The 17854-nt window shown below is 72.2% G+C and carries 18 protein-coding genes and 1 pseudogene; 17 read left to right on the top strand and 2 right to left on the bottom strand.

The features are described from left to right. Positions 1 to 83: 83 nt before the first annotated feature. Positions 84 to 563, top strand: coding sequence for an MmpS family transport accessory protein (locus tag MRBLMG1_RS18640; protein WP_367825184.1), 480 nt, complete (start codon positions 84 to 86; stop codon positions 561 to 563). A 218-nt stretch (positions 564 to 781) separates the two neighbouring features. Here the strand turns inward: MRBLMG1_RS18640 and MRBLMG1_RS18635 are convergent, their stop codons facing one another. Beyond that, a complete protein-coding gene (locus MRBLMG1_RS18635) occupies positions 782 to 1078 on the bottom strand; it encodes a hypothetical protein (protein ID WP_367825183.1) in 297 nt (98 codons plus the stop codon). Positions 1079 to 1425: 347 nt separating this feature from the next. Here MRBLMG1_RS18635 and MRBLMG1_RS18630 point away from each other — a divergent pair, with 347 nt between their 5' ends. From MRBLMG1_RS18630 to hypE, 15 genes are all read left to right on the top strand, one after another. Next, positions 1426 to 3147 (top strand): hydrogenase maturation protein, encoded by a 1722-nt coding sequence (locus MRBLMG1_RS18630; protein WP_367825182.1) that lies wholly within the window; start codon positions 1426 to 1428, stop codon positions 3145 to 3147. Positions 3148 to 3181: 34 nt separating this feature from the next. Beyond that, the gene (locus MRBLMG1_RS18625) at positions 3182 to 4264 is read left to right on the top strand and encodes a hydrogenase expression protein HypE (RefSeq protein WP_367825181.1); all 1083 of its coding nucleotides are present in this window, start codon (positions 3182 to 3184) and stop codon (positions 4262 to 4264) included. 93 nt (positions 4265 to 4357) lie between these two features. Then, positions 4358 to 6142 carry a nickel-dependent hydrogenase large subunit gene (locus MRBLMG1_RS18620; protein ID WP_367825180.1) on the top strand — a complete coding sequence of 595 codons (1785 nt, stop codon included), beginning with the start codon at positions 4358 to 4360 and terminating at the stop codon, positions 6140 to 6142. Then, on the top strand, positions 6139 to 6699 hold the full coding sequence (locus tag MRBLMG1_RS18615; RefSeq protein ID WP_367825179.1) for a hypothetical protein: 561 nt from the start codon (positions 6139 to 6141) through the stop codon (positions 6697 to 6699). The genes MRBLMG1_RS18620 and MRBLMG1_RS18615 overlap by 4 nt, the downstream gene beginning before the upstream one ends. Further along, positions 6696 to 7355: a DUF5947 family protein gene (locus tag MRBLMG1_RS18610; protein ID WP_367825178.1), complete on the top strand. Its 660-nt coding sequence runs from the start codon at positions 6696 to 6698 to the stop codon at positions 7353 to 7355. Before MRBLMG1_RS18615 ends, MRBLMG1_RS18610 begins: the two co-directional genes overlap by 4 nt. Next, positions 7352 to 7990: a DUF6084 family protein gene (locus MRBLMG1_RS18605; RefSeq protein ID WP_367825177.1), complete on the top strand. Its 639-nt coding sequence runs from the start codon at positions 7352 to 7354 to the stop codon at positions 7988 to 7990. Before MRBLMG1_RS18610 ends, MRBLMG1_RS18605 begins: the two co-directional genes overlap by 4 nt. Then, positions 7987 to 9387 (top strand): hypothetical protein, encoded by a 1401-nt coding sequence (locus tag MRBLMG1_RS18600; RefSeq protein ID WP_367825176.1) that lies wholly within the window; start codon positions 7987 to 7989, stop codon positions 9385 to 9387. Before MRBLMG1_RS18605 ends, MRBLMG1_RS18600 begins: the two co-directional genes overlap by 4 nt. Continuing rightward, complete coding sequence (locus tag MRBLMG1_RS18595; RefSeq protein WP_367825175.1) at positions 9384 to 9911, top strand: hydrogenase maturation protease; 528 nt, start codon at positions 9384 to 9386, stop codon at positions 9909 to 9911. Before MRBLMG1_RS18600 ends, MRBLMG1_RS18595 begins: the two co-directional genes overlap by 4 nt. Further along, positions 9908 to 10048 carry a DUF6893 family small protein gene (locus MRBLMG1_RS18590; RefSeq protein ID WP_367825174.1) on the top strand — a complete coding sequence of 47 codons (141 nt, stop codon included), beginning with the start codon at positions 9908 to 9910 and terminating at the stop codon, positions 10046 to 10048. Before MRBLMG1_RS18595 ends, MRBLMG1_RS18590 begins: the two co-directional genes overlap by 4 nt. A gap of 135 nt (positions 10049 to 10183) precedes the next feature. Beyond that, entirely contained in the window at positions 10184 to 10579 is a 396-nt protein-coding gene (locus MRBLMG1_RS18585) for a hydrogenase maturation nickel metallochaperone HypA (protein ID WP_367825173.1), read from the top strand. A gap of 2 nt (positions 10580 to 10581) precedes the next feature. Next, entirely contained in the window at positions 10582 to 11277 is a 696-nt protein-coding gene (hypB, locus tag MRBLMG1_RS18580; protein ID WP_367825172.1) for a hydrogenase nickel incorporation protein HypB, read from the top strand. Between the two features lie 29 nt (positions 11278 to 11306). Then, positions 11307 to 13778, top strand: coding sequence for a carbamoyltransferase HypF (gene hypF / locus MRBLMG1_RS18575; protein WP_367825409.1), 2472 nt, complete (start codon positions 11307 to 11309; stop codon positions 13776 to 13778). Positions 13779 to 13788: 10 nt separating this feature from the next. After that, positions 13789 to 14106 (top strand): HypC/HybG/HupF family hydrogenase formation chaperone, encoded by a 318-nt coding sequence (locus tag MRBLMG1_RS18570; protein WP_367825171.1) that lies wholly within the window; start codon positions 13789 to 13791, stop codon positions 14104 to 14106. After that, positions 14103 to 15287: a hydrogenase formation protein HypD gene (hypD, locus tag MRBLMG1_RS18565; RefSeq protein WP_367825170.1), complete on the top strand. Its 1185-nt coding sequence runs from the start codon at positions 14103 to 14105 to the stop codon at positions 15285 to 15287. Before MRBLMG1_RS18570 ends, hypD begins: the two co-directional genes overlap by 4 nt. 49 nt (positions 15288 to 15336) lie before the next feature. Continuing rightward, on the top strand, positions 15337 to 16377 hold the full coding sequence (hypE, locus tag MRBLMG1_RS18560) for a hydrogenase expression/formation protein HypE (protein ID WP_367825408.1): 1041 nt from the start codon (positions 15337 to 15339) through the stop codon (positions 16375 to 16377). A 289-nt stretch (positions 16378 to 16666) separates the two neighbouring features. Here hypE and MRBLMG1_RS18555 read toward each other — a convergent pair whose 3' ends face one another. After that, complete coding sequence (locus MRBLMG1_RS18555; RefSeq protein ID WP_367825169.1) at positions 16667 to 16963, bottom strand: hypothetical protein; 297 nt, start codon at positions 16961 to 16963, stop codon at positions 16667 to 16669. Between the two features lie 192 nt (positions 16964 to 17155). Between MRBLMG1_RS18555 and MRBLMG1_RS18550 the strand changes: the two are divergent. Beyond that, positions 17156 to 17839, top strand: a pseudogene (locus tag MRBLMG1_RS18550) (NAD-binding protein); the annotation flags it as partial. Between the last annotated feature and the right edge of the window lie 15 nt (positions 17840 to 17854).

Genomic DNA, 17854 nt, shown 5'->3' with positions numbered 1-17854 from the left:
CTTGCCCGACATTTCCGTTGCCTGGCGTCCATCGAATCCGGTGGTGTATAACCCAATCCGATTCCTCGACGGAAGGTGCTGCCATGCCGACGACCGAAGAACCGCATCGACGCATCGACCGCAGCGGCCGCGGCCGCCGTGGCGTAGCCGTCGCCGCGGCTCTGCTGCTCGTATGCGGCGCGTTCGTCGCGTACGGATTCCGCGACACCGAGGACGAGGACGAGGCCGCGGCCGAGCGGGCCGCGCCCCCGACCGCCGGGGCGACCTACGACGTGACCTACGAGGTCCTCGGCGAGGGCGCGGCCGACGTCTCCTACCGTGGGGCGGGCGGCGAGGAGGCACACGTCACGCGTGTCGGCCTGCCCTGGCGGAAGACCGTGAGCGTTCCGCTCGGCGCCTCACCGATCGTCAACGTCACCCTCGGCGAGAAGGGCGGCACGGCCAGCTGCACCCTGGCCGTACGCGGCAAGCACGTCCAACGCGCCACCGCCACCGGCGCCTTCGGCCGCACCACGTGCGGCGGTGAGCTCCCCGCTCCCGAAGCGGCCGCCGCCCCTCGGTGAGTCGCCGGTGCACGCGGGTCAGGAGCGGGATATAGGGCGGGATACGGGCGGAATGGAGCGGGAGTTCCGATGCGAGTCGGCTGCCGTGACCGATGAGACGCAGACAGGCGCCTGGCGGGCAAAAGCCCGCGTCAGGCGCCTGTCTTCGCGCTCCTGGAAGAACCCGACCTTCTGGGAGCTGTAATTCGCGTAGTGGCCCTTTCCTTCTCGGTGCGGCGTCAGCCCGGGCGGGGGCCGGAGGAGTCGTCGTCGGGGTTCACGCCGGTGAACGCCGAGTCGTCCTTCGTACCGCTGGGGCGCTGTGTCCGGCCCCGGCGGCCGGTGTCGTGCATGCCCTTCTCCGACGGGCGGCCTCGCTTCTCGCCTCTGGTCGTGTCGCTGTGCACGGTGTCGCCGGGGACGTCCTGTTCTTCTTCCTTGGCGACCTTCCGGCCCTTGCCGGGCGGGGGCGCGTGCTTCTCGGGGTGGAAGGAACGCGAAGCGCTCGGGTTCTCCTGCTGTCGCGTCTCGTCCACGTCGGGGGACCATCCGTGCTGCCCGGCCATACCGTCGCGGCTCGGTTCGCCGCGTGAGGGCTTGGAGGACTTCGGTTTCTCGGCCATGAGCCGGCCTGCCTGTCCGTACGAGGGGCATGCGTCCGCATACCTGGGAGGACTTCGATTTTCTCACGGGACCCCTGGCGCGTCTCGTGGGCCGCGCACTGCGGCGATCGGCCCGCCAATCGGTCGGACGCGCACCTCGATCGGGTGAGGTGCGGGGTCCGTCGCCCTGCTGCCGGGCTCGCGCTGCCCGATGATCGCAGGCGGTCGGCGGATCGCGGTTCCCGGGCCGCACCGTCCGCCGTAACCCGGAAAGGCCGCCCATGCGCATCCTGCTCGTCGCCAGCAGCTTCAACAGCCTCACTCAGCGTGTCCTGGTGGAGCTGCGCGACCGCGGGCACACCGTTCCCGTCGAGGTGACCCCCGACGGGGCTGCCGTGCGCGAGGCCGTGGCGCGCCACGCGCCCGAGCTGGTCGTGGCCCCCCTGCTGAAGGCCGTCGTGCCCCGCGACGTGTGGACGGCGCACCGCTGCCTGATCGTGCACCCGGGGCCCGTGGGGGACCGGGGTCCGTCCTCGCTGGACCACGCGATCCACGACGGGGTCGAGGAGTGGGGCGTCACCGTCCTCCAGGCCGACGAGGAGATGGACGCGGGCGACGTCTGGGCGTCCGCGGCCTTCCGCGTCCCGGAGGTGGGCAAGAGCGATCTGTACCGCAACGAGCTGTCGGACGCCGCCGTGGCCGCCGTGCTCCTCGCCGTCGAGAGGGTCGCGGCCGGGGCGGCCCCGCGTCCGCAGACCGGCGAGATCCGTGCCCGTCCCGCTGTCCGGCAGGAGGAGCGTCGGATCTCGTGGGGCGAGGACGCCACCGAGACCGTCCTGCGCACCCTGCGGGCCGCCGACTCGCAGCCGGGTGTACCGGACCGGCTGCTCGGCGCCGAGTGGTTCCTGCACGGCGGCCACGCGGAGGACGGCCTGCGCGGGCGGCCCGGCGCACTGCTGGCCACCCGGGCGGGCGCGGTCTGCCGCGCCACCGTGGACGGCGCGGTGTGGATCCCCGAGCTCCGTGCCCGCACCGGCCCCGGCAGGCCGCGTGCCTGCAAGCTTCCCGCCGCCCTGGCCCTCGGGGGCCGGTTGCCGGAGCTCCCCGAGCTGCCGGCGCCCGCCGACCCGGCGCCGGGCCGGCGGACCTGGTCCGACATCCGGTACCGCGAGCAGGGGCCGGTCGGCGTTCTGTCCTTCGCGTTCCCCGGCGGGGCGATGAGCACCGACCAGTGCCGCCGCCTGCTGGACGCGTACGAGACCGCCCGCGGGCGCCCCACCTCCGTCCTGGTGCTCGGCGGGCAGCGCGACTTCTTCTCCAACGGCATCCATCTGAACGTCATCGAGGCCGCCGCCGACCCCGCCGCCGAGTCCTGGGCCAACATCAACGCCATGAACGACCTGGTCGAGGCGGTGCTCACCACGACCGACCGGCTCGTCGTCAGCGCGATCGGCGGCAACGCCGCCGCCGGCGGGGTGATGCTCGCCCTCGCCGCCGACGAGGTCTGGTGCCGCTCGGGATCGGTCCTCAATCCGCACTACCGGCGCATGGGGCTGTACGGATCGGAGTACTGGACCCGCACCCTGCCCGGGAAGGTGGGCGAGGCCCTGGCGGCGCGCCTCACCGAGGAGGCCCGGCCGGTGTCCGCGGCGGCGTCGCTCGACATGGGTCTGGTCGACCGGGTCGTCGACTGCGGACCGGGGGAGTTCACCGCCGAGATCACCCGGTTGGCCCTCCACCTGGCATCCCGCGGGGGCCTCCAGTCACGGATCGCCGCGAAGAAGGCGGAGCACGAGCGCCGGGAGGCCATCGCTCCCCTTGCGGCCCACCGCGAGCGGGAGCTCTCCCGGATGCGGTCGATCTTCGACGATCCCGCTTCGAGCTACCACGCACGGCGCCGTGCCTTCGTCCTGAAGGAGGCCCCCGAGCGGCGTTCCCGGACGGCCCAGGTGCGGGCGCGGGCGGATCGGCCGACTGTTAAGCAAGACCCAGGCCCGAAATGAGGCCTTCGCCCCATCCCTCCTCAGGAGGCGACTCATGAGCGCAGTACAGCCGGCCCCGGTCGAGGACCAGGGCGCCGCACCCGGCAGCGAAGAGAAGCCGATCCACATCCTCTGGATCAACGCGGGTCTGAGCTGCGACGGCGACTCGGTGGCCCTGACCGCCGCCATGCAGCCCAGCATCGAGGAGATCGCCCTCGCGGGACTGCCTGGGCTGCCCAGGATCGCGGTCCACTGGCCGCTGATCGACTTCGAGTGCGGCCCGGTGGGCGGCGCCGACACGTTCATCGAGTGGTTCTTCAAGGGGGAGCGGGGCGAGATCGACCCGTTCGTGCTGGTCGTCGAGGGTTCGATCCCGAACGAGGCCATCAAGCAGGAGGGCTACTGGAGCGGCTTCGGCGACAACCCGGAGACCGGCCAGCCCATCACCACCAGCGAGTGGATCGACCGGCTGGCTCCCAAGGCGCTCGCGGTGGTCGCGATCGGCACCTGTGCCACGTACGGCGGCATCCACGCGATGGCGGGGAACCCGACCGGCGCGATGGGTCTCCCGGACTACCTGGGCTGGGACTGGAAGTCGCACGCCGGCATCCCCATCGTGTGCGTGCCCGGCTGCCCCATCCAGCCGGACAACTTCGCCGAGACGCTGACCTACCTGCTCTACCAGGCGGTCGGCTCCGCTCCGATGATCCCGCTGGACGACAAGCTCCGGCCCACCTGGCTGTTCGGGGCGACCGTGCACGAGGGCTGCGACCGGGCCGGCTACTACGAGCAGGGCCAGTTCGCCTCGACGTACGACTCGCCCAAGTGCCTGGTCAAGCTGGGCTGCTGGGGGCCGGTCGTCAAGTGCAACGTCCCCAAGCGCGGCTGGATCAACGGTGTCGGCGGCTGTCCGAACGTCGGCGGCATCTGCATCGCGTGCACGATGCCCGGATTCCCGGACAAGTTCATGCCGTTCATGGACGAACCTCCCGGCGGCAAGGTCTCCAGCACAGCGAGCGGCGTGTACGGCTCCGTCATCCGCCGGCTGAGGAGCATCACGGCCAAGACCGTGGACAAGGAGCCGAAGTGGCGCCACACCGGCGAGCGCATCACCACCGGCTACCGGCCGCCCTGGTGACCGGTGCCCCACCGCACGGCCACCTCCCGCACGACCCCCATCCACTCCACTGTTCGAGAAGTCGAAGATCTGACGAAGGGCATCACGACGACCATGGCATCTCCGACGAAGGCGACGGGTGACGGCTCCGGACTGGTGGAGATGGCCTGGGACCCCATCACCCGGATCGTGGGCAGCCTCGGCATCCACACGAAGATCGATTTCAAGCAGAAGCGCGTCGCGGAGTGCTACAGCACGTCCTCCGTCTTCCGCGGCTACAGCGTCTTCATGCGGGGCAAGGACCCCCGCGACGCGCACTTCATCACCAGCCGCATCTGCGGCATCTGCGGTGACAACCACGCGACCTGCTCGGTGTACGCGCAGAACATGGCGTACGGCGTGAAGCCCCCGCACCTCGGTGAGTGGATCATCAACCTCGGCGAGTCCGCGGAGTACATGTTCGACCACAACATCTTCCAGGAGAACCTGGTCGGGGTCGACTACTGCGAGAAGATGGTCCGCGAGACCAACCCCGGCGTCCTGGAACTGGCCGAGCGCACCGAGGCGCCGCACGCCGCCGAGCACGGCTACCGCACGATCGCCGACATCATGCGGTCCCTCAACCCCCTCGAAGGCGAGTTCTACCGCGAGGCGCTCCAGGTCAGCCGCTACACCCGGGAGATGTTCTGTCTCATGGAGGGGCGGCACGTCCACCCCTCCACCCTCTACCCCGGCGGTGTCGGCACGGTCGCGTCCGTGCAGCTGTTCACCGACTACATGAGCCGCCTCATGCGCTACGTGGAGTTCATGAAGAAGGTCGTCCCGCTCCACGACGACCTCTTCGACTTCTTCTACGAGGCGCTGCCCGGCTACGAGGAGGTCGGCCGCCGCCGGGTGCTGCTCGGCTGCTGGGGCGCCCTCAACGACCCCGAGCACTGCGACTTCACCTACGCCAACATGACCGACTGGGGCCGGCGGATGTTCGTCACCCCCGGTGTCGTCGTCGACGGCAAGCTGGTGACCAACGACCTCACCGAGATCAACCTCGGCATCCGCATCCTGCTCGGCAGCTCGTACTACGAGGACTGGCAGGGCCAGGAGCAGTTCGTCACCCACGATCCGCTGGGCAACCCGGTCGACCCGCGCCACCCGTGGAACCAGCACACCATCCCGGCCCCGCAGAAGCGGAACTTCGACGACAAGTACAGCTGGGTCATGTCCCCGCGCTGGTTCGACGGCAAGGACCACCTGGCACTGGACACCGGCGGCGGCCCCATCGCGCGGTTGTGGTCCACCGCGCTCTCCGGCCTCGTCGACATCGGCTACATCAAGGCCACCGGGCACAGCGTCGTCATCAACCTCCCCCGGACGATGACCAAGCCGGAGACCACCTTCGAGTGGCGGATCCCGAAGTGGAGCAACGCCCTGGAGCGCAACCGCGCCCGGACCTACTTCCAGGCGTACGCGGCCGCCGTCGCCCTGCACTGCGCCGAGAAGGGCCTGGAGGAGGTCCGCGCCGGACGCACGCAGACCTGGGAGAAGTTCGAAGTGCCGGACGAGTCCATCGGCGTCGGCTTCACCGAGGCCGTACGGGGTGTCCTCTCGCACCACATGGTCATCAGGGACGGCAAGATCGCCAACTACCACCCCTATCCGCCGACGCCGTGGAACGCCTCCACCCGGGACACGTTCGGCACCCCCGGCCCGTACGAGGACGCGGTGCAGAACACCCCGATCTTCGAGGAGAACACGCCCGAGAACTTCAAGGGCATCGACATCATGCGCGCCGTGCGCAGCTTCGACCCCTGCCTGCCCTGCGGCGTCCACATGTACACGGGCAACGGCAGGACCGTGAAGCAGATGCACGTGCCCACCGGTCTGAGCGGTCTGGCCGGATGACCGCGACCACCGCCGAGCAGGCGGGCCGACGCGTCGAGGAGGTCCTGGACCGGCTGGCGGAGAACGGCGACGCCGAGGCCTGCGCGGCCGCGGAGGAAGTCGTACGCGTCCTCATGGAGTTCTACGGCAGCGGCATCGCCCGCGTCGTCGACCTCCTCGGGCGTCCCGCCGCCCGTCCGCCCGCCGACCCGCTCGGACCGCTGCTCGCGGACGAACTCGTCGCCAGCCTCCTCAACCTGCACGGACTGCACCCCGAGGACGTGCCGGCCCGCATCGACCGCGCCCTGTCCGCTCTGCCGCAGCCCGTGGAGAACGCCGGATTCGACCCGGCGACGGGCGTGCTGCGGCTGCGGGCCACCGCCTCGACCGGCGGCTGCGGCTGCTCCGGCACCCAGGACTCCGTCCGGCAGGCGGCCGTGGACGCCCTCGCCTGCTTCGCCCCCGAGGTGACCGGCGTGGAACTGGAGAGCGGCGCCCCGCGCGAACCGGCGCTGCTCCAGATCGGCGCCCGTCCGTCGCTCGCGGGCGCGGACGGCCACTCGTCGGCCGCCCGGTGAACGGGCTCCCGAACGGCGCCGGTAGGCCGCCGGGTCCTACCGGCCTGCGCCGGTTCACCACCCCCCGCCCGCCCCGCGAGGAGCGCTGCGAACTGTGCGGCGTCCCCCTGGCGGCCGAGCAGCGGCACCCGCACCTCGTCGACACCGACAAGCGGGCCCTGGTCTGCGCCTGCCGCCCGTGCTCGCAGCTCATGGACCGCTCCGGCGACTCCCACGGCCGCTTCCGGGCGGTCCCCGGCCGTTTCCTCGTCGACCCGGGCCACCGGATCGACGACAGGGCGTGGGAGTCGCTGCGGATCCCGGTCTCCGTCGCGTTCCTCTTCCGCAACTCCGCCCTCGACCGGCCGGTGGCGCTCTACCCGAGCCCCGCCGGTGCCACCGAGAGCGAACTGGACGAACCGGCCTGGCAGTCCGTCCTCGACGCCACACGGCTCGCCGCCCACCTCGAACCCGACGTGGAGGCCCTGCTGCTGCGCCGCCACGAAGGCCGCACCGAATGCTTCCTCGTGCCCATCGACCTCTGCTACGAACTGGTGGGCCGCATGCGACTGCACTGGCAGGGCTTCGACGGAGGCGCGGAGGCACGGGCCGACCTCGACGCCCTGTTCGCCCACGTACGCGGCCTGGCCCGCGAGCCGCAGGGGAGCAGGCCGTGACCGAGTTCTCCTTCAGCTGCACCGACGTCCGCGCCGACGCCTACGCGGCCGGACCCACGCTCGTGTTCCGGCTGCGGATCACCGCCTCCGGCGGCACCCGGGTCCACGCCATGGCCCTGCGCTGCCAGATCCGCATCGAACCCGCCCGGCGCGGTTACGACGACCACGAGGCCGCGGCCCTGGGCGACCTCTTCGGCGAACGCTCCCGGTGGGGCAGCAGCCTCAACCCGGTCCAGTTCGCCCAGGCCTCCGTGATGGTGCCCGGCTTCACCGGCGAGATCGAGACCGACCTCGTCGTGCCGTGCACCTACGACACCGACATCGCCGCGTCCCGCTACTTCCGGGCGCTCTCCGACGGTGACATCCCGCTGCTCCTGCTCTTCTCCGGCACCGCCTTCACCGGCGCGGGCGGCTTCCACGTCGAACCCGTGCCCTGGGACCGGGAGGTCTCCCACCGGATGCCCGTGAAGGTGTGGCGGGAAATGATCGACCAGCACTTCCCCGGCTGCGGATGGATCCGGCTCCCGGCCGACACCATGGACGCCCTGCTCGCCTACCGGTCGCGGGAGGCCCACCCCTCCTGGCAGACCACCGTGGAGACCCTGCTCGCAGAGGCGGGGGAGAGGACACGATGACCACCACCGTCGCCTTCACCCCCGGCACCGAGGCGCGGTTCGCCGTCGCCCGGCACGTCGCCGACGCCGTCCTCTTCGAGGGGTACGTGCTCTACCCGTACCGCGCGTCCGCCGCCAAGAACCGGCTCCGCTGGCAGTTCGGCGTCCTGGTGCCGCCGTCCTGGAGCGCCGCCGCCGAAGAGCACGACTTCCAGCTCACCGAGTGCCTCATGGAGCCCAGGACCGGCGCCGAACTCGCCGTGGAGGTCCGCTTCCTGCGCGCCCAGCGGCGTACCGTCGAGGAGTTCCGCGAGGACGGGACCTTCGCACCGACCGGCGAACTCCGCCTGGCCGACCGGGTCCTGGTGCCGTGGGACGAAGGCGTCGAGGAGCGCGTCACCCTCGTCGTCCCCGTCGCCGGACTGCGGGGCGACGGCACCGTCCTGCCCTTCACCCGCCCCGCCGCCGAGGAGACGGAGGACGTCACCGACGCCGACGGACGCGTCCTCGGCCGACTCCTACGCCGCCGCGAGGAGATCAACGGCACCCTGCGGATCTCGGCGGCCGAACTCGACGGCCCGTACCGTGTCGAGCGCCTCTCGGTCACGGTGGAGAACACCAGCGACTGGACCGCGCAACGGAACACCGACCGCCACGCGGCACTGCCGTACTCCCTCGTCGCCACCCACACACTGCTCCGCATCGACGGCGGCTCGTTCCTGTCGATGACCGACCCGCCGGAATGGGCCAAGGGCGCCGTCGCCGCCTGCCGCAACCTGCACACCTGGCCCGTCCTGGCCGGCGAACCCGGCCGCGACGACCTGATGCTCTCCTCGCCGATCATCCTGGAGGACCACCCGGCCATCGCGCCCGAGAGCCCCGGAGCCCTCTACGACGCGACGGAGATCGACGAGATCCTCGCCCTGCGCACGGCGGCCCTCACCGACGAGGAGAAGCGCGAGGCCAGAGGGACCGACGCCCGCGCGGCGGCGGTGATCGAGCTGGCGGACACCATGCCGCCCGAAGTCCTCGAACGTCTGCACGGAGCGGTACGGAGCCTCCAGAGCGTCACCGGGCCCCCGAAGCCGGCCGGGAACTTCCTCGAGCCGGAGACGCCCTGGTGGGACCCGGGCGGCGACACCGGTGTCGACCCGGGCAGCGACCACGTCCTCATCGACGGACGCGAGGTCCGCGCGGGCAGCAGGGTCGTCCTTCGCCCCCGGCTGCGCCACACGGACGCCCAGGACCTGTTCCTCGACGGGCGCAGCGCGCTGGTCGAGGCGGTCCTCCACGACGTCGACGGCGGAGTCCACATCGCGGTGACCGTGGAGGACGACCCCGGCGCCGACATCCGCCGCGAACAGGGCCGCTTCCTCTACTTCCAGCCCGACGAGGTCGAAGCCCTGGAGGACGTGTGACCGGCCCCGCGCCCGAAGCCCGGGCACCCGGCACGGCCCGCACCCTCGTGGCCGGGGTGGGCAACATCTTCCTCGGCGACGACGGCTTCGGCGTGGAGACCCTGCGGCGGCTCACCCGCGAGGCACTCCCCGCCTCCGTCGAGCTGGCCGACGTCGGGGTCCGGGGCGTCCACCTCGCCTACGAACTCCTCGACGGCTGGGACACCCTCGTCCTCGTCGACGTCACCGCCCGCGGCGGTGCACCGGGAACGCTCTATCTGATCGACGCCTCGGCGGCCGGCGACCGCGGCGGAACGGAGCCCGCGCCGCTCGACGGACACCGGATGACGCCCGACGCCGTCCTCGCCCTGCTCGACAACCTGTGCGTGGGCACCGGGGCCGCGCCGCCACGGCGCATCCTCGTCGTCGGCTGCGAACCGGCCTGCCTCGACGAGGGCATCGGGCTCAGCCCGCAGGTCGCCGCGGCCGTGCCCGAGGCGGTGCGCATGGTGACCGAACTGGTCCGCCAGGAAGCCGTCGTATGAACACCGAAACGGAGAGCACGATGCCCAAGAACCTCCTCGGCGCCGCAGTCGCCGCCACCGCCGCCCTGGCCGTCGTGGCCGTCGTCGTCGGAGTCCTCCCCGACGTCCGCCGCTACCTGCGCATCAGCAGGATGTGACGCACCCGCGGGTCCGGTGGCGGCGGCTGCACCGAACGGACGACACCGCCGCCCGGTCCCGGCGCGCCGGGCGTACCCCCGCCGCCCCCCGTTCTCTAATGGCGCCCGAACCCCCCGCGCCCAGGACGGAGACCGATGCACGAGATGTCCCTCGCGGTCGCCGTCGTCGACCAGGTCGAGGCCGCGGCGAAGTCCCGCGGGGTCGCCGGCGTCAGCAGCATCGAGCTGGACGTGGGCGAGCTGGCCGGCGTCGTCGCCGACGCCCTCGCCTTCTGCTTCGAACTCGCCTGCGCCGGAACCGTCGTCGAGGGCGCCGAGCTGATCACCCGTACCGTCCCGGGCACCGCGCGCTGCGCACCGTGCGCCGAGGACTGGGCGGTCGGCATGCCGCCCCGGCTGCTCTGTCCCCGCTGCGGCGCCGCGGCCGACGAACTGGTCTCCGGCCGCGAACTCCAGATCAGGGAAGTCCGCTGGGCCTGCCCCGAAACGACGAACGAACGACCTCGCCGACCGATCACCGAAGAGAGCTGACCATGTGCCGAGCCGTCGATCTCCAGCGCGCCGTCCTCGCCAAGAACGAGGCCGCGGCACACATCCTGCGCACCGAGCTGAACGCCCGCGGCACCACCGTCATCAACCTGCTCTCCAGCCCCGGCAGCGGCAAGACCGCCCTGCTGGAGCGCGAACTGCGCCTCGCCGGCGAACGGGGCGTCAGCGCCGCCGCGCTCACCGCCGACCTGGCGACCGAGAACGACGCCCGCCGCCTGGCCCGCTCGGGCGTCCCGGTCAAGCAGGTGCTCACCGACGGCCTCTGCCATCTGGAGGCAGACATGGTCGCCCGGCACCTGCACGACTGGCTGCCCGAGTCCGTCCGCCTGCTGTTCGTCGAGAACGTCGGCAACCTCGTCTGCCCCGCCGGCTACGACCTGGGGGAGTCCCTCCGTGTCGTGCTCGCCTCGGTCACCGAGGGGGAGGACAAGCCGCTCAAGTACCCCACCGCGTTCGGCCTCGCCCAACTGGTGATCGTCACCAAGACCGACATGGCCGAGGCCGCGGAGTTCGACGAGACCGCCTTCCGCGCCCACGTGCAGCAGGTCAACCCCGGCGTCGAGGTCGTCCTCAGCTCGGTGCGCGACGGCCGAGGAGCCGGCGCGCTCCTGGACCGGGCCCTCGCGGTGGCCGAGGGGAACCGCGCCCACACCCCGGCGATGGCACAGGCCGGCGCGTGACCGCTGCGCGGCCCGGACCCGCCCCGGCCATGGCCGCGCGGCGCAGCCGCGTGGTCGTCCGCGGTGTCGTGCAGGGCGTGGGCTTCCGGCCCTTCGTCTACGCCCTCGCCACCGGACTGCGCCTGTCCGGCCACGTCACCAACACGGCGGACGGCGTCGTCGCCGAGGTCGAGGGCGACCCCTCGGACGTCGCGTCCTTCTGCGCCCGCCTCGCACCCGACGCCCCGCCCCTGGCCCGCGTGGAGTCGGTCGAGGCGGCAGAGGTGACCGCGAGCGGCGGCAGCGGATTCACGATCGTGCCCTCCCGTCAGGGCGGCGCCGTCCGCACCCTCGTCCCGCCGGACACCGCCACCTGCGACGACTGCGTCGCCGAGCTCGCGGACCCGACCGACCGGCGGTATCTGCACCCCTTCATCACGTGCACCAACTGCGGCCCGCGGTTCACGATCGTCACGGGACTGCCCTACGACCGGGCCCACACCACCATGGCCGGCTTCCCGATGTGCCCGGACTGCGCCCGGGAGTACGCGGACCCGGCCGACCGGCGCTTCCACGCGCAGCCCGTCGCCTGCCCCCGCTGCGGCCCCCGGCTGCGGCTGGTCACGGCGCCCGGCGGCCCCGTCGCCTTCGGTGTCGAGGCCCTTGACTCCGACCGGGCCCGGGCCACCCCCGACCCGGACCCCGACCGCGGTCCCGATTCCGATCCCTGTCCCGATGCCGACCCCGACCGCGATCCCGACCCGGTCGCCGCCGCGCGCAGGATGCTCGCCTCAGGCGCGATCCTCGCCGTCAAAGGCCTCGGCGGCTACCACCTGGCCTGCGACGCGACGAACCCCGACGCGGTGGCCGAACTCCGCCACCGCAAGGCGCGCGGTGACAAACCGTTCGCGATGATGGCCGCGGACCTCGCCGACATCGAGCCCCTCGCGCACCTCGGCCCGCTCGAACGCGAACTCCTCACCGGCGCCGTCCGGCCCGTCGTCCTGCTGCGCCGCCGCGACGACGCCCGGCCGCGCGGCGGCGCCGCCCCCGCGCAGGGGGTGGCACCGGGCAGCCCGGACCTCGGCTTCATGCTTCCGTACACCCCCGTGCACCACCTCCTCCTCGGCGTTGGCGCACCGGACCGGGAAGGGCCCCGGTTGCTGGTCATGACCAGCGGCAATCTCGCGGGCGAACCCATCGTCATCGACGACGCGGAGGCACTGACCAGGCTCGCCGGTCTGGCGGACGCCTGGCTGCTGCACGACCGGCCCATCCATGTGCCCTGCGACGACTCCGTCGTCCGCGTCTGCGACGGCGAACAGCTGACGCTGCGCCGCTCCCGGGGCTACGCGCCGCTGCCGGTCGCGCTGCCCGTCGAGGTCGGCCCCGCCCTCGCCGTCGGAGGCGACCTGAAGAACGCGTTCTGCCTCGGCGACGGACGCCAGGCCTGGCTCTCCGCCCACATCGGCGACATGGACGACCTCGCCACGCAGCTCGCCCTCGCCTCCGCCGAGCGGCAGCTGGAGTCCGTCACCGGCGTCCGGCCCCGACTGCTCGCCGCCGACCGCCACCCCGCCTACCGGTCCACCCGATGGGCCCGCGAACACGCGGCGGGACGGCCCGTCGTCCCCGTACAGCACCACCACGCGCACGTCGCGGCGGCGATGGCCGAGAACGGCCTCGACGGCACGCGCCCCGTGATCGGCGTCGCCTTCGACGGCACCGGCTACGGGCTCGACGGCGCCGTGTGGGGCGGCGAGTTCCTCCTCGCGGACTACGCCGGTTTCACGCGGTTCGCGCACCTGGCCTACGTACCCCTGCCCGGTGGCGACGCCGCGGTACGGCGGCCCTACCGCATGGCTCTGGCCCACCTGCGGGCCGCCGGCCTCACCGCCGACCGTGCGTTGCCCTGCGTACGAGCCTGCGCGCCCGGTGAACTTCCGTTGCTGGAACAGCAGTTGGCGCGCGAGCTGAACTGCGTACCCACCTCCAGCATGGGGCGCCTCTTCGACGCCGTCTCCTCCCTCGCGGGGATCTGCCACCACGCGGGATACGAGGCGCAGGCCGCGATCGAGCTGGAGGCCGCGGCCCTGCGCGCACCCACCGTGGCCGAGGACGGACGCTACGCCTTCCGGCTCGGCCCGCCGCGGGCCGGCGCCCCGCTCACCGCCGACCCCGCCCCCCTGCTGGCCGCCGTGGCCGCCGACGTGCTGGACGGGACCCCCGCCGCCGTCGTCGCGGCGCGGTTCCACCGTGCCGTGGCCCGACTGGTGCGTGAGGTCTGCGCCGCCGCCCGCGGCGAGACCGGCGTGGAGACCGTCGCCCTGACCGGGGGAGTGTTCGCGAACACGGTGCTCTCCTCGGCCTGCGCCGAAGGACTGCGGGAAGACGGCTTCACCGTCCTGCGCCACCGCCGGATTCCGCCGAACGACGGCGGTCTGGCTCTCGGTCAGCTCGTCGTGGCCGCCCGGACCACGGACGGGGCGACCCCCGGAACACCGCGACGAGAGCGAAAGTGAGGAGACACCCATGTGCCTGGCGGTACCCGGAAAAGTGCTGGACGTCGAGGACCGGGACGGTACCCGGATGGCCACGGTCGACTTCGGCGGCGTGGTCAAGGAGGTGTGCCTGGAGTACCTGCCGGACCTGAAGCCCGGCGAGTACGCCATCGTGCACGTCGGCTTCGCCCTCCAGAAGCTCGACGAGGAGTCGGCCCGGCGGACGCTGGAGCTGTTCGAGACCCTCGGTCTGCTCCAGGAGGAGTTCGGAGACCCGTGGGAGGCCGCGGAGGCCGCGGTGAGCGAGTGGCAGACGGAGGATGACGTCCACGGAGAGGTACGGCCGTGAAGTACATCGACGAGTTCCAGAACCCCGACCTGGCACGCCGGCTGCTCGACGAGATCCGCGCGACGGTGACCCGCCCCTGGGCCCTGATGGAAGTCTGCGGCGGCCAGACCCACAGCATCATCCGACACGGCATCGACCAGCTCCTGCCGTCCGAGATCGAACTGATCCACGGCCCGGGCTGCCCGGTCTGCGTCACGCCGCTGGAGATGATCGACAAGGCCCTGGAGATCGCCTCCCGGCCCGGAGTGATCTTCTGCTCCTTCGGCGACATGCTCCGCGTCCCCGGTACGGGCCGCGACCTGTTCCAGGTCCGCGGGCAAGGCGGCGACGTCAGGGTGGTCTACTCCCCGCTGGACGCGCTGCGGATCGCCGAGCAGAACCCGGACCGGGAGGTGGTCTTCTTCGGCATCGGCTTCGAGACCACGGCGCCGCCCAACGCGATGACGGTCCATCAGGCCCGCAAGCGGAACATCCGCAACTTCAGCCTGCTCGTCTCCCACGTCCGCGTCCCCCCGGCGATCGACGCGATCATGCGGTCCCCGGACTGCCGCGTCCAGGGGTTCCTCGCCGCCGGCCACGTCTGCAGCGTGATGGGCACGGCCGAGTACCCGGAGCTCGCGCAACGCCACCGCGTGCCGATCGTGGTCACCGGATTCGAGCCGCTGGACATCCTGGAAGGCGTACGCAGGACCGTGCTCCAGCTGGAGCGGGGCGAGCACACGGTCGAGAACGCCTATCAGCGCGCCGTGACGGCCGAGGGCAATCCGGCGGCACAGGCGATGCTGAGCGATGTCTTCGAGATCACCGACCGGGCCTGGCGAGGCATCGGCGTCATCCCGGACAGCGGCTGGCGCCTGTCCGAGCGCTACCGCGACCACGACGCCGAGCAACGCTTCTCCGTCGAGGGAATCGCCACCCGCGAGCCCGCCGAGTGCCGCAGCGGCGAAGTGCTCCAGGGCCTGCTGAAACCGAACGAGTGCGAGGCGTTCGGCACCACCTGCACGCCCCGCTCCCCGCTCGGCGCCACGATGGTCTCCAGCGAGGGCGCCTGCGCCGCCTACTACCTCTACCGGCGGCTCGACGCGGGAACCCCCGGACAGCGGCCCCCCACATCGGCCCCCACGGCCTCCGACACCCCGTCCCCGGTCACCGCTTCCTTGGAGGGCAGCCCCCTTGCCTGACACCGTCAGCACCCCCCAGGCCGTCGACGCCGCACAGCCGGCCCCCGACATGCTCGCCTGGACCTGCCCGGCGCCACTGCGCGACCGACCCCGCATCGTCATGGGCCACGGCGGCGGAGGAGTACTGTCCGCCGAACTCATCGAGCACGTCTTCGCACCCGCCTACGGCGGACCGGCCCTCGCCCACACCACCGACGCCGCCGAGATCCGGATCGGCGGCGCCCGCCTGGCGTTCTCCACGGACTCCTTCGTGGTGCGCCCCCTCTTCTTCCCCGGTGGCACCATCGGCGACCTCGCCGTCAACGGCACCGTGAACGACCTCGCCATGAGCGGCGCCCGGGCGAGCCACCTCTCCTGCGGGTTCATCCTGGAGGAAGGCGTCGAGACCGACGTGGTCGCCCGCGTCGCGCAAGCCCTCGGCGCGGCGGCGCGCGCGGCCGGCGTCCAGGTCGTCACCGGTGACACCAAGGTCGTGGAGGCCGGTCACGGCGACGGCATCTACATCAACACCTCCGGCATCGGGCTGATCCCCGACGGAGTCGACCTGCGCCCGCAGCGAGTGGTGCCCGGAGACGTCGTGATCGTCAGCGGCCCCATCGGCATGCACGGCGTGGCGATCATGAGCGTGCGCGAGGGCCTCGAATTCGGAGTCGAGATCAACAGCGACTGCGCACCGCTCGGCGGCCTCGTCGAGGCCATGCTCGCCGTCACCCGGGACCTGCACGTCCTTCGCGACCCCACCCGCGGGGGCCTGGCCGCCTCACTGAACGAGATCGCGGCCGCGTCGGGCACGGGCGTCGCCATCCAGGAGCGCGCCGTCCCGGTGCCCGAAGCGGTCGGCAACGCCTGCGCGGTACTCGGACTCGACCCCATGTACGTGGCGAACGAGGGCAAGCTCGTCGCCTTCGTCCCACGTGACCACGCCGACGCCGTACTGGCCGCGATGCGCGCCCACCCCACGGGCACCGAAGCAGCGGTCATCGGCGAGGCCGTCGAGACCCACCCGGGCATGGTCGTGGCCCGTACCGGACTCGGCGGCACCCGCGTCGTCGACATGCCCCTCGGAGAACAGCTGCCGCGGATCTGCTGACCTCAGCCCCGGCCACCGCGTCGGCCGCGCGAGGTGTCGAGGGTGCCGCGTCGAACGGTCCGGCTGGCCGGGGCCGGATGCGCAGCCGGGGAGGTTGCTCGACTGCACGCCCCTGCCTGGGTGGGGCGAGCGAGAGGCGCCTGACGGGCAGAACTCCCGTTCAGGCGCCTCTTTTTATGCAGTCTTTTACGTCATGGAGTCCGAGCGCTCACATCAGGCCGCCGGTGGGCGCCGCGGCAGTGGACACCGGCCCCGCTCTTGACGGCCGGGGACTCGCGTTGAGCGGTTGCTAGCGGGTCACTACGGCGTGTACGGGGTAGATCTTCGGCTGCACGTCCGGAGCGCCGAGCTCGCGCAGGATCGGGATGATGATCTCGCCGAACTGCCGGAAGGCCTCCTCCGACTCCCAGACGTCGACGACGAGCCAGCCGTTCGGTGTGGGGGCGGAGGTGTGCGAGATGAGGCCGGGGACGGGCCAGTCGGCGGCGCTTGTCACGGCGCCGCGCCCGCCGGTGACCCTGTCCGCGCTCTCGTCGTACTGGGCCTGGGTCATGCCCGGGACATCGAAGACTGCGACGATCGCCATGGTGGCCTCCGGTCAGGTGGAATCGGTCCAGCCCAGTCGACCACGGTGGAGGGCCGCGCACCCGTCGGCCCGCTCCGAATGGGCGCAACGGGGTGAGCCGGTACCCGCTGACCGGTAAAGGGTGCCGAGATCCGGCAGTGAACCCCTGCACCGTCCGCTGCCACCATGCACCGGACGAGGACGACACCGGTCATTCCCGTCGTCTGTGTCGAGGAGGATCCCGACGCCCGAGGTATCCCGCTCGCCCGCAACCTGCAGGTGCCGGTCGTCGTCGGCGACGTCACGGAGGACGGCGTGCTGGAGGCGGCGAACATCGACCGTGCCCACGCCTTGCTCGCCCTCACCAGTTCCGACGCCACCAATCCGGAGGCCGCGCTCTGCGCCCGCACGCTCAAGGCGGACCTCCGGGTCGCACTACGGCTGTTCGACGACGACTTCGCCACCGCCGTCTACCGCACCCTCCGCTCCGCCCACCCCGACGCCCTCACCCGCAGCCGCAGCGTCTCCCATCTCGCCGCACCCGCCTTCGCCGGAGCGATGATGGGCCGCCAGATCCTCGGCGCCATCCCCGTCGAACGCAAGGTCCTCCTCTTCGCTGCCCTCCTGGTCGCCGGACACCCGCAGCTCGAAGACCGAAGCGTCTCGGAAGCCTTTCGCGCCGGCGCCTGGCGCGTCCTCGCCCTCGACACCGCCGCTCCGGACACGCGCCGCCCCGACCTCGCCTCCAGCCACCACGACGCGGAACGGCCCCGACTTCTCTGGGACTTGCACCCCGGCTACATCCTGCGCCCGGAGGACCGCGTGGTCATCGCCGCCACCCGTCGCGGCCTCGCCGAACTCCTGGCCGGAGACCCACAGGCACGCGCCGGGTCGTGACCCCTCGACGCGATG

The sequence above is a fragment of the Streptomyces sp. LMG1-1-1.1 genome (assembly GCF_040815545.1).
GTDB lineage: Bacteria > Actinomycetota > Actinomycetes > Streptomycetales > Streptomycetaceae > Streptomyces.
This window is presented reverse-complemented; position numbering and strand designations above follow the sequence as displayed.

Bases quoted from the DNA above. Each gene is read 5' to 3' on its own strand.
- MRBLMG1_RS18640 (WP_367825184.1), top strand. From the start codon at position 84: ATGCCGACGACCGAAGAACCGCATCGACGCATCGACCGCAGCGGCCGC.
- MRBLMG1_RS18630 (WP_367825182.1), top strand. From the start codon at position 1,426: ATGCGCATCCTGCTCGTCGCCAGCAGCTTCAACAGCCTCACTCAGCGT.
- MRBLMG1_RS18625 (WP_367825181.1), top strand. From the start codon at position 3,182: ATGAGCGCAGTACAGCCGGCCCCGGTCGAGGACCAGGGCGCCGCACCC.
- MRBLMG1_RS18620 (WP_367825180.1), top strand. From the start codon at position 4,358: ATGGCATCTCCGACGAAGGCGACGGGTGACGGCTCCGGACTGGTGGAG.
- MRBLMG1_RS18615 (WP_367825179.1), top strand. From the start codon at position 6,139: ATGACCGCGACCACCGCCGAGCAGGCGGGCCGACGCGTCGAGGAGGTC.
- MRBLMG1_RS18600 (WP_367825176.1), top strand. From the start codon at position 7,987: ATGACCACCACCGTCGCCTTCACCCCCGGCACCGAGGCGCGGTTCGCC.
- MRBLMG1_RS18590 (WP_367825174.1), top strand. From the start codon at position 9,908: ATGAACACCGAAACGGAGAGCACGATGCCCAAGAACCTCCTCGGCGCC.
- MRBLMG1_RS18585 (WP_367825173.1), top strand. From the start codon at position 10,184: ATGCACGAGATGTCCCTCGCGGTCGCCGTCGTCGACCAGGTCGAGGCC.
- hypB (WP_367825172.1), top strand. From the start codon at position 10,582: ATGTGCCGAGCCGTCGATCTCCAGCGCGCCGTCCTCGCCAAGAACGAG.
- hypF (WP_367825409.1), top strand. From the start codon at position 11,307: ATGGCCGCGCGGCGCAGCCGCGTGGTCGTCCGCGGTGTCGTGCAGGGC.
- MRBLMG1_RS18570 (WP_367825171.1), top strand. From the start codon at position 13,789: ATGTGCCTGGCGGTACCCGGAAAAGTGCTGGACGTCGAGGACCGGGAC.
- hypE (WP_367825408.1), top strand. From the start codon at position 15,337: ATGCTCGCCTGGACCTGCCCGGCGCCACTGCGCGACCGACCCCGCATC.
- MRBLMG1_RS18555 (WP_367825169.1), bottom strand. From the start codon at position 16,963: ATGGCGATCGTCGCAGTCTTCGATGTCCCGGGCATGACCCAGGCCCAG.